At 54.6% G+C, this 11,472-nt stretch carries 8 protein-coding genes; all 8 read left to right on the top strand.

Going from position 1 to position 11,472, the window contains the following annotated elements:
- Positions 1 to 49: 49 nt before the first annotated feature.
- Complete coding sequence (gene selA, locus AB1500_09630; protein MEW6183416.1) at positions 50 to 1,441, top strand: L-seryl-tRNA(Sec) selenium transferase; 1,392 nt, start codon at positions 50 to 52, stop codon at positions 1,439 to 1,441.
- A 38-nt stretch (positions 1,442 to 1,479) separates the two neighbouring features.
- Entirely contained in the window at positions 1,480 to 3,396 is a 1,917-nt protein-coding gene (selB, locus tag AB1500_09635; GenBank protein ID MEW6183417.1) for a selenocysteine-specific translation elongation factor, read from the top strand.
- A gap of 33 nt (positions 3,397 to 3,429) precedes the next feature.
- A complete protein-coding gene (locus AB1500_09640) occupies positions 3,430 to 3,822 on the top strand; it encodes a hypothetical protein (protein MEW6183418.1) in 393 nt (130 codons plus the stop codon).
- 259 nt (positions 3,823 to 4,081) lie between these two features.
- Positions 4,082 to 4,456, top strand: coding sequence for a carbohydrate-binding protein (locus tag AB1500_09645; protein ID MEW6183419.1), 375 nt, complete (start codon positions 4,082 to 4,084; stop codon positions 4,454 to 4,456).
- A 1,126-nt stretch (positions 4,457 to 5,582) separates the two neighbouring features.
- On the top strand, positions 5,583 to 6,830 hold the full coding sequence (locus AB1500_09650) for a glycosyltransferase family 4 protein (protein MEW6183420.1): 1,248 nt from the start codon (positions 5,583 to 5,585) through the stop codon (positions 6,828 to 6,830).
- 248 nt (positions 6,831 to 7,078) lie between these two features.
- Positions 7,079 to 9,529: a sugar phosphate nucleotidyltransferase gene (locus tag AB1500_09655; GenBank protein ID MEW6183421.1), complete on the top strand. Its 2,451-nt coding sequence runs from the start codon at positions 7,079 to 7,081 to the stop codon at positions 9,527 to 9,529.
- 200 nt (positions 9,530 to 9,729) lie between these two features.
- A complete protein-coding gene (locus AB1500_09660; protein MEW6183422.1) occupies positions 9,730 to 10,077 on the top strand; it encodes a cupin domain-containing protein in 348 nt (115 codons plus the stop codon).
- Between the two features lie 95 nt (positions 10,078 to 10,172).
- Positions 10,173 to 11,468, top strand: coding sequence for a glycosyltransferase (locus tag AB1500_09665; protein MEW6183423.1), 1,296 nt, complete (start codon positions 10,173 to 10,175; stop codon positions 11,466 to 11,468).
- Positions 11,469 to 11,472: the final 4 nt, after the last annotated feature.

Here is an 11,472-nt window from a genome sequence, read left to right on the forward strand (position 1 = left end):
TCCCGGATACGTAGACGGTTAACGATAAATAACCGATGGAGGTGAAAAAATGCCGCCCGATGATAAAAGCGGGACATTACGAAAACTTCCTGCGGTAGACGAGGTGATACGCTGGCCGGAGGTATTCCTGCTCCTGGAAGAACATCCCCGGGGCGTGGTCGTGGAAGCGGTCCGCGCGGTTATAAACCGTTTGCGCGAGGAGATCCTGAGTGATGAACCGGTAGAGACGGGGCGGGAGGTCATAGCCCGGCTGGTGGCGACGGCGGTGCGCCCAAACCTGAGACGTGTTATAAACGCCACCGGAGTAATCCTTCATACCAATCTCGGGCGGGCGGTGCTTTGCAAGAGGGCGCAAGAGGCTGTCGCGCAGGCCGCGTCCGGCTCTTCCAACCTTGAGTTTAATCTTGTTTCAGGAAAACGCGGGCAGCGGTACTTCCTGGTTGAAGAACTGTTGTGCCGCCTGACGGGGGCCGAGGCGGCGCTGGTCGTGAACAATAACGCCGCAGCGGTCCTTCTGGCGCTGAATACACTGGCCAAAGGGCGCGAGGTGATTGTATCCCGCGGGCAACTGGTGGAAATCGGCGGCTCTTTCCGGGTACCGGACGTGATGCACCAAAGCGGTGCCGTCCTGGTTGAGGTCGGGTGTACCAACAAAACTCATCGCCGGGATTACCGTGAGGCGATAAACGAGAAAACGGCCGCGCTGTTGAACGTTCATATGTCGAACTACCGGATAATCGGTTTTTCGCAAGAGGTACCGGTGGCGGAACTGGTCGCCGTAGGGCGCGAGCGCAACCTTCCTGTGATGTGCGATTTGGGCAGCGGCGTGCTGGTCGATTTGAGCCGCTGCGGGATTCCGTATGAGCCGATGGTCCAGGAGGTTGTGAGAGCGGGGGTGGACGTGGTCACCTTCAGTGGAGATAAGCTTCTCGGAGGCCCGCAGGCGGGAATCATCGTAGGAAGGCGGGAATACGTAGAGCTGATGAAGAAAAACCCGCTTACCAGGGCGGTTCGTGCAGACAAGCTAAGCCTTGCGGCGCTGGAGGCCACTCTGCGGGAATATCTTGACCCAGATGACGCATTGCGGGAAATACCGACCTTGCAGATGCTTTTAAGGCCCGTTGAAGAGCTGAAGGCGGCTGCGGATGAACTGGCTGCAGGTGTTTGTGAAGCTTTCGGGCGGAAGGCCAGCGTCTGGGTGGAGGAGGGGGTTTCCCAGGTCGGCGGCGGCGCGATGCCGACCGCCACGCCGATCACGGCACTGGTTTGCGTCGAGTTTTCCGGCCTGAGCGTCAATGAGCTGCAGCGGCGGCTAAGGCTGGCCGACCCGCCGGTCATTGCCAGGGCGGAAAAGGGTGCCCTGGTGTTCGACGTCCGAACCGTTTGTCCTCCGGAAATACCCGAAGTTGTAAAAGTTTTGCAAAGCGCGGTGCGAGGGTAGTTGTGCGGGGCTTGCTGAAATATGTACGAGGTGGTTAGGTGAAGTATGTTACCATCGGCACGGCGGGGCATGTGGACCATGGGAAGACGGCGCTTATCAAAGCCCTGACCGGTGTGGATACGGACCGGCTCAAAGAGGAGAAGGAACGGGGCATATCGATTGAACTTGGTTTTGCATACCTCGATCTCCCCGGCGGCGTGAGGGCCGGAATTGTTGATGTTCCGGGGCACGAACGTTTCATCAAAAACATGGTAGCCGGGGTGGGCGGTATCGATATAGTTCTCCTCGTGGTGGCGGCCGACGAAGGTGTAATGCCGCAGACCAGGGAGCACCTCGATATCATTAGAATCCTGGGCATAAACCGCGGTGTGGTAGCGCTGAGCAAGGTAGACCTGGTTGACGCGGAATGGCTTGAACTGGTGACCGAGGAGGTCCGCGATTATGTCAACGGTACAGCGCTGGCCGGGGCGCCGGTTATTCCGGTATCCGCCGTTACCGGCGAGGGGCTGAAGGAACTGATTGTTGCCATCAGCGCGCTTGTCCGGTCTACTCAGGAAAGAGTGTCCGACGGCCCGGTCAGGCTGCCGATTGACCGGGTGTTTACGATTTCGGGTTTCGGTACGGTGGTCACCGGAACACTGATTTCCGGCACGGTAAAGGAGGGCGACACCCTGGACGTGTTGCCCCAGAAAGCGGCGGCGCGAGCGCGTTCGATCCAGGTGCATAACACCAGGACTCAGACGGCGCGAGCCGGCCAACGCGTGGCTGTAAATCTGGCCGGGCTCGACAGACAGGCCGTAGTTCGGGGGAACGTTTTGGCCTCACCGGATGTTTTTACCCCTTCGGTTTTGGTGGACGCCCGTGTTTTCCTCCTGCCGAAAGTCAAGGCCGTTAAGAACCGTTCCCGCGTGCGTTTCCATATGGGAACGGCTGAAGTAACAGGACGAGTCGTACTGCTTGAACGGGACGAGCTTGCGCCGGGAGAGTCCTGTTACGCGCAGTTCATACTTGAGGAGCCGGTCGTGGCCGGACGACACGAACGCTTTGTTTTACGTTCGATCTCCCCGGTTACCACCATAGGGGGAGGAACCGTGCTGGAGCCTGCAGCGAAGCGAAAGAAGAGATTTCGCAAAGACGTGATCGAATACCTCGACACCTTGGAAACCGGCACTCCTGCCGAAAAGGTACTAACGTACCTCGGGACCGCCGGCACAACGGTGGAAACCGGGAGACTTGCGGAGGCGACCGGTCTTGAACAGGATGTTGTTGCGGCGGTTGCGGACGAGCTTGCGGGAGAAGGAAGCATAAAGTTAGTCACGGTCGACAGCCAGATTTATCTTTTCCACGCAGAGCGTTACTCGGATTTGGCGCGCCGGATACAGGAACTGATTCGAGCCTACCACAGGGAGTTCCCCCTGCGCGAGGGGTATGCCAAGGAAGAGCTTCGTTCGCGGGTATTTCCGGATGTCAATAACCGTGTTTTCCAGGCGCTGCTGCAGGTGATGGCGGATGACGGGATGATCGGGATTCTACCGCAGGCGGTCACGGCGGCGGATTTTACCGGCAAGCCGTCAGGAGCCGCGACAGCGGTTTTGAAGAGGATAGAAGAGGTTTACCGGGGTAAACTCCAGCCTCCAAACTGGGATGATGCGGCATCACAGGCCGGACTTATGCCGGAAGAGGCGGGAGAGTACGCCTCGTACCTCCTGCGTACGGGAACCTTGGTGAAGGTCTCCGAGGATCTGTTTTATCACAATGAAGCCCTGCGGGAGATCCAGGCGAAGCTCGTAACAGCGCTTCAATCAAAAGGCGAGATTTCACTTGGCGAGGTGCGGGATTTATTCAATACCTCGCGCAAGTACGCTTTGCCGATTTTAGAATACTTTGACCTCAAGAGAGTCACCAAACGATTGGGAGACAAGCGGGTTTTGCTTAAAAGGCAGGATGTCCGGTAATACCGGACTTTTGTTGTTATAGGGGGAAGGGCGATGCAAAATTGTACGGCAAAAGCGGGAGATGGGAGGTATGAGATCGAAGCGCAGGCCACGCTGACAAAAGACGGGCTTATTGTACAGGTGCTCGGCGGTGAAAAGCCCCATGTCGGCGCCGTTGTTCTCTCCCTCCCGAGGCCGTCGATGTCCGAACCGGGGAAGCTGCGCGCCACCTCGACGGTGGTACCGCTTTACGGCCATCGCGACGAAGAGGTGGCCCGTCCCGTTGCGGAGCGGTTGGCGGTATACTTTAACCAGCCGGTGGTGGTGGTTGCCGGCGTGCACATCGACGCGGCAAGGACCGAAGAGATTGAACTCCTTGTAAAAAACGTGGGCCGGGCGGTCGACGCGTTAATAAAACTCGTTAAGACAAAAATGACCGGAAAATAGTGAAGAATATAGAATATAGAATGCAGGAATGTAGAATGAGATGACCCATTAATCTTTTAATGACCGGGCTTTTCTTTTACATGCTACCGATTGTCACTCATCTAATCTTAACCTCCGATTTCCTACAGGTAATCGTTCGAAAGAAGACCAGCCGCAGCAGTATCGTGTTTTCCCTGCTTTGGGTTTATTGAAAGAATTCAGGGGTATAATACTACTGCTGTTTCTGTTGGAAACTTAATTTTTAAGGAGGAAAAAAATCGTGAATTACCAGCAACACTATGGCGTCGGTGTCGAACAGTACCAGGAGGTTCATCCCGCAAATATACCCGGTGGGGTAGTGGTTGATCCTACACCGATTACGGCCGGAGAAGAAATCACCGTTTTTTATAACGGGATACTGGCGCAGGACGGCGCCGATCAGATCTACCTTCGTGTCGGCTACGGTACCGGGGGGGATTGGCACAGGGTTCAGGACTTTAGGATGTCCCGGACCGGGTGGGGATGGATTAAGACTTTTGAAGTCCCTTACGACGAGGATCGCATGAATTTTTGTTTCCGCTGCAACGCGAACAGGTGGGACAATAACGGCGGTTTGAACTGGAGTTACGCCGTTCACGCGGGCAGGATGGTATAGCAAACTGAATCACGTTCGCCGGTTCAACCCCCCGGCGCTCAGCGAAGAAGACCGGCCGACTCGCAATAAACGGGTGCGTTTGGTAACTGTTCAGCCGTCACCTAACACATACCGAACGCGGCGAGAAGCAAGTAAAACGAGGAAGGCGCAGCCAATTGGGAGTGAGATGTGGGAAGTCGGAAGTGGGATTCTCGAAGGAATTGGCTTAAGCGGATTCCCACAAGCATCTCACCTCTCACCTCTCAAATGCCGGCAAGCCTGACGAAGTTATGCGCCGCTTATTGCCGCGCCCTCGGGAGCACCTGAATAGTTACCGCGTTTGTTCGGCTGAGTGCCGGGAATAACGGTGAACAACTGCGTCCGGTTCTCTTAAAACCTTCACTTTGGCAAGGATTTTGTATATTCAGATTACCTCAGAGTCATCCTGTTCATTTCATAAACGGCAAAGCGTTTAGATAAGCGCGGATTGAGCCCTTTATTTAAGGGAATAATACCGACAGCACGCGGCGGCTGCGATTCTTCACTGCGACAAAACAAGACATGAATAGTGTATCTGCGGGTGTGAATATGATTTTAAACGGCTGCACTTTCAGGTTGTATAACGAACCGGAAGGTTGCATCCAGTACGCGCCGCGGTTGAAACAGCGTCAATGAAAAGAATACCTGCCCCTTTGGAAGTCCCAAAGTCGGAAAAACTTATGAAGGAGTCACCCATGCCCAGCACTCAGAAGGTATTTGGTACTGATAGTACGATACCACGGCTTTGGTGCTTCGGTGTTATCCGTTAACGATTACAAATGTTGGAATAAGTGCTGGGCACGATGATGAGAATACAGACCCGTAAGCGTGTTGCTTAGCTGCATTAGTGTAATAAAAACGGAACGCCGTGAGAAGCAAGCAGAGCAAGGAAGATTGGCAAGGAAGGGCCGGACAATTGGGAAGTGGGAAGTGAGAAGTTGGAAGTGAGATTCTCAAAGGAATTCGCCCATATAAGCGAATTCCCACAAGCATCTAACCTCTAACCTCTAACCTCTAACCTCTCACCTCCCACCTCGCAATTGGCAGCTATGGGAAGCTTATCGCGGCGCCAAGCAAAAGAAGTACTATTTTAAGAGGAGGATGCTTGATGCGGGTTGCGATGCTCTCCTGGGAGTATCCGCCGAATAACGTGGGGGGCTTGGCTCGGCATGTGTATGATTTGTCCAATGCGCTGGTCAGGCAGGGGACGGAAGTCCTGGTTTTTACATGCGGAACCGCGGGCGCGCCGGAGGTCGAAGACATTAACGGGGTCCGGGTGTACCGGGTCCATCCTTATACTACCGGGACTCCCGACTTTACAACCTGGGTGATGCAGTTTAATGTCGCACTGCTCGAGCGTGCCTTTCCTACGATTGAGCGGGTACGCGATGTGAATGTGATCCACGCTCACGATTGGCTGGTAGCCTGGGCGGCCAGAGCGCTGAAGCATGCGCACCGCCTTCCTTTAGTAGCCACCGTTCACTCCACCGAATTCGGGCGCAATAATGGGCTTCATAATCAAACGCAAAGGTTTATCAGCGGTGTGGAGTGGTGGCTTGCGTACGAGGCGTGGCGGATTATTGTCTGCAGCCGGTATATGGAAGGTGAGTTGAAATACGTCTTCCAGGTGCCGTCTGATAAATTAATCACCATCCAGAACGGCGTTGAACCAGATAACTTTACGATGAACGATAACCGGGTGACCCGCGAATGGTATGCGGCGACCGACGAGCAGATCGTCTTTTACATAGGACGTCTGGTTCGTGAAAAAGGGGTACAGGTGCTGCTTGCGGCTGCTCCCGAAATACTGGCGCGACACCCCAGGACGAAATTTGTGATTGCCGGCAAGGGGCCGTATGAGAGCGAGCTGCGGCATTATGCGGACCGTCTGGGCATCGCGCACCGGGTGTATTTTACCGGATATGTGGACGATTCAACGCGAAACGCGCTTTACAGCTGGGCGGCTGTGGCGGTGTTTCCGAGTCTTTATGAACCCTTCGGGCTGGTGGCGTTGGAGGCGATGGCGGCAAAAACCCCCGTTGTAGTGGCCGATACGGGTGGTTTAAGCGAGATCGTGCACGACGGTATTGAAGGGCTTAAGTGCCCTCCGGATAATGCGGCGGCACTCGCCGAGAGGGTTTCCCGACTCCTGAACGACCCCGGACTGGCGGGCGCGTTGCGTGAAAGGGCTTACCGCAAGGTATTGAAGGAATGCAACTGGGACGATGTCGCCCGACAGACAAGGATGGTTTACGACGAGGTCTGGCAGAACCGCCGGAGGGTCCGGTGGCCTGAACTTACTGAAGTACGGCCGCGTTTAAGCGGCAAGGTGTACCAACTGCTGGGGCGCGCGTAGCAGGTAAATGATGAATGATGAATGATGAATGATGAAAATGTAGGCCCCGTAAGCTTCAAGCTTCGAGGCGATATTGAAACATATACGGCGCGCGGGGAGAAGCAAGTAGAGCGCGAAAGCGTCGCTGGGACGGGCCGGAACGTACTGAGGGGGTACGAGAGGACCCGGCCCTGCTAGACTGACAAAGCTATACGCAGCTTATCGTCGCGCCCTTCAAAAGAACACTTATTTACCAAGGGAGGGATACATTGAAAGCGATTATAATGGCCGGAGGAGAGGGGTCGCGACTGCGGCCGTTGACCTGTAACCGGCCAAAACCGATGGTGCCGGTGGCCAACCGGCCTATGATGGAGTACTGTGTCGACCTGTTAAAGGGAAACGGGATCAGGGAGATCGGGTGCACACTACGCTACCTTCCGGATGTGATTATGCAGCATTTTGGTGATGGAAGCGGGTTTGGTGTTCACATTTCCTATTTTGTCGAAGAGAATCCCCTCGGCACGGCGGGCAGCGTAAGAAACGCCGCCGCCTTCCTCGACCGGACATTTGTGGTGGTAAGCGGTGACGCCCTGACTGACGCCAACCTTTCCATGGCCATAGACTTTCACCGGAAACGGGGCGCCATTGCCACCATAGTTCTTGCCAGAGCGAGTTGTCCCCTAGAATACGGTGTGGTTATCACCGGCGAGGGCGGGCGCATCCGGTGTTTTCTTGAGAAACCGGGGTGGGGGGAGGTTTTCAGCGACACCGTGAATACCGGGATTTACATCCTGGAACCGGAAATATTCAACTATTTCCCAAACGGAAAAAGTTTCGATTTCAGTAAGGACCTCTTTCCGCTGTTGATGAGAGATAAAAGACCGTTGTACGGCTATGTAATGGACGGTTACTGGTGTGATATCGGCGGACTGGACGCCTACCTGAAGGCGCACCGGGACCTGTTGTCCGGGATGGTCGGAGCCGGCCTTCCGGGACGGGAGGTTTCACCCGGTGTATGGATGGAAGACGGGGTGGCGGTTGATACGGAGGCCCGGCTTAAGGGACCGCTGGTAATCGGGAAAAACACGGAAGTCAAAGCGGGCGCGTGCGTAGGAGCGTTTACGGTGCTTGGAAGGGGATGTACCGTTCAGCCGGGTGCCAGCATAAAACGAAGTGTGGCGTGGGACCACTGTTTCCTCGGGCGGGGGGCGGCCTTAAGAGGCGCCATTCTGGCTAACAAGGTTCAGATACAGGCTGATGCGGGGGTCTACGAGGGCGCGGTCGTGGGGGATCATTCAATTGTTAGAGAACGGGGGATGCTGAAACCGGGGGTAAAACTCTGGCCGCACAAGCTGGTGGAAACAGGCGCCACGGTTCACGAAAGCCTGGTGTGGGGTAACGGCACTCCCCAGCACCTTTTCGGAAACGAGGGAATCATCGGACTGGCCAACCTGGAGATTACGCCGGAGCTTGCCGTTCGTCTGGGAGGTTGTTTCGGGGCCGTTTCCGGAAAAAGGGCGACGGTAGGGGTTTCTAGCGACGTTTATCCGGTTTCCAGGATGGTGAAATCCGCCCTGATCGCCGGCTTGCAATCAGTCGGGATAAAGGTCAAGGACTTTGGGGAAGGAACCACCCCGGTACACCGCTTTGCGACCAGGGCTCTAGGGTGCAGCGGCGGTGTGCACGTGCTTCTTTCAATACAGGACCCGGAAAGGTTGAGAATGGTTTTCACCGACGCTGAAGGCGGGAGCATCTCCAGGGGTATAGAAAGAAACATAGAACAGGTGTACTACCGGGAGGATTTCGCACGCGAGACCGCCTCCGCAATATATACACCGGAGTTCGTCCCGGGTGTGTCGGGGGCCTACATAGACCATTTGTGCGGTTACGGTGCCGAAGGTTTGAAAAACGCGGGGCTGAAACTAGTTCTGCTGTACGAGGAAGCGAATCTCGGGCGGCTTCTGGGGCCGATAGCGCAGAGGCTTGGATTCGTGCTGTACAGCTTTGAAAAAGAAGTGTCCGGGAGTAACCCGAAACCCTGGCAAGAATACCAGAAAATGCTTCCAGGCGTCTGTCAGGCTGTGGTCGAAAACGGGGCGGACGGCGGGGCGGTGCTTGACGCGAATGCCGACCACATCGTTTTGATCGATGAGCGGGGCCGTATAATCCAGGATGACCTTTTTACGGCAATCCTTGCGCTGGTAGCCTTGAAAAAACGCGGCGGCCCCGTGGTTGTGCCGGTCACCGCGCCGCAGGTGATCGATATCCTGGCGGCGCGTTACAGCGCAGAGGTTATCCGGACGAAATCCGCGCGCCAGGATCTCTGGAAGAGGGCTTCATCGGCCGAAGCGCACGAGATACTGCTACAATTTGACGCTCTTGCCGCGCTTGTTCGTATCTTTTCTTTCGTGTACGAGCAGGGAATCGGTCTGGGTGATCTGGTGGATGAAGTCCCGGCGTTTTTCCTTACGCGCCGGGAGGTGCCGGTATCCTGGGAGGCAAAGGGAACGGTAATCCGGAGGCTGATCGAAGAAAAACCGGCGCAGCAGCTTGAACTACTCGACGGGGTTAAGGTTTATCACCCTGACGGATGGGCGCTTATTCTCCCCGATCCTGAAGAGCCGGTTTGCCGGGTGTTCAGCGAAGGGGCATCAATGGAAATTGCGGAGTCGCTGACGGAGTTTTATGCGCAGAAGATAAAGGAAATGGCCGAAGAGTAACCGCGTCGGCGGCAACCTGGCTGGTATAAGTGCGGAGTACGTATGTACTTCGCCATTTTATTTTTCACCGTCAGCTTATCGCCGCGTCCGAAGGAGGAACGCCTGAATAGGCGCATTCACATAAAAGGCAGGACAATTCGGGTCCGGAGATGAAGTACTGTCTTATTCCTACCGATAAGCCTATAAGGAGGGGTTTTTTTATGTTCATCGGTCATATCGATGAAAGGGAAAAGAAAGCAATCGCCGCGCCCGGCGCGCAAAACGTGATTAAGCAAACGGTAATCGGACCCGGAGACGGCTGGCAGGGCTGGGTAATGCGACGCTTTACCATAAGGGATAAGGGATGTACGCCGCGTCACAGCCACCCGTGGCCGCATATTATGTATGTGCTTCAGGGGAAGGGAACGTGTTTTTTTGAAGGCCGGGAATATCCCCTGAAGACGGGTTCTATCGCTTACGTCCCATCGAACGCGGAACACCAGTTTACAAGCGTGTCGGACACCGAATTTGTCTTCCTCTGTATCGTGCCGGAAGAAGGCGATGTTTGAGGAGTAAACCAGTTAATAACCTTGTATTGTAACCGGAATAGGATGCATGTCCCGTACACTGTCGGAAGCGGAAAAGAGGATAGGGGGAGTGCTGTTTGGCGCAGGTTGCTAAGATCAACGGAAGACGTTATTCCGGGAAAAGGTCGCAGCAAAGAGACTTGGGGCGTTATGCCGGATTCATCGGTGAAGAAAAGATCGTGGAAATTGTCAAACTTGGAGAAGAACTGAAAGGAATCAAGCTTCAGCAGGTGAATTCGGCTCGTGTCGGAGGCGGGGTGGCCGAGATGCTCAAATCTGTTATCCCTATCGAGCAGGAACTCGGACTCGATGTAAGTTGGGAGGTCATCGGGGGCGACAACGCCTTTTTTGCTTTTACAAAGACGCTGCACAACTTTTTACAGGGACGGCCCGGGGCGGTCGACATTCTCGGAACCAAGATCTACTGGGACAATAATAGGCAAAACTATAATCTAATTAACGAGAATGCGGACGTTGTAATCATCCACGACCCTCAACCCGCAGGCCTTATAGCTTATGTTCCCGAAAAGGTGCGGGAAAGACAGAAGTGGTTGTGGCGGTGTCATATACAGCTGGATACGGAACTGCTGATGATGATGGATTATCTCAGGCCGCTTATTGAGCTTTATGATGGAAACATATATTCCGCGAGCAGGTTCATTCCACGTTGGCGCGTCAACCCTTATGTGATACTACCGTACATCGACCCGTTTTCCGAAAAAAACCGGGATATGACTGCAAGCGAAATAAATGAAGTTCTAGAAGAGCACGGGGTGGAAGATCCCGTAGAAAAGCCCCTGATCACAATAGTTTCCCGTTTTGACCCTTTCAAGGGGCATAGTGTGGTTCTGGATGCATTTACAGAGGTTCATAAAGAAATATGCTGCCAGTTGCTTCTGGTGGGGGGAACCGCCAGCGACGACCCGGAAAATCAAATCATTTTTGAAGAATTGCAGAAAAAGACGAGGGGTTTACCGGACGTTCATCTACTTAATCTTCCCCCGGACTGTCACCGCGAAATTAATGCCTTTCAGCGGGCGTCAAGTGTCATTTTACAGCCTTCGCTGAAGGAAGGATTCGGTCTGACGGTAACGGAAGGTATGTGGAAAGGAAAACCGGTCATTGGTGGCAATGTGGGTGGTATTCCCGCGCAGATTGCGGACGGTTATAACGGTTTCTTGATAACGCCCGGGAATAAAGGTGTTTGCGAACTGATTGAGCGTATAATGTATCTTTTGAAGAATCCCGCTATGGCGCAGACTATCGGAAGCAGGGCGCGTGAAAGCGTGCGCGAAAGGTTCTTGATAACCCGGGGTATATGGGACGAATTAACGATGATTAAGGGCATCGTTGAGAACCGAAGGCAATGTTAATCCT

The organism is Bacillota bacterium, from assembly GCA_040755295.1.
In the GTDB taxonomy this organism is placed as follows: Bacteria; Bacillota; Desulfotomaculia; order Desulfotomaculales; family Ammonificaceae; genus SURF-55.

Bases quoted from the DNA above. Each gene is read 5' to 3' on its own strand.
- AB1500_09640 (MEW6183418.1), top strand. From the start codon at position 3,430: ATGCAAAATTGTACGGCAAAAGCGGGAGATGGGAGGTATGAGATCGAA.
- AB1500_09660 (MEW6183422.1), top strand. From the start codon at position 9,730: ATGTTCATCGGTCATATCGATGAAAGGGAAAAGAAAGCAATCGCCGCG.
- AB1500_09650 (MEW6183420.1), top strand. From the start codon at position 5,583: ATGCGGGTTGCGATGCTCTCCTGGGAGTATCCGCCGAATAACGTGGGG.
- selA (MEW6183416.1), top strand. From the start codon at position 50: ATGCCGCCCGATGATAAAAGCGGGACATTACGAAAACTTCCTGCGGTA.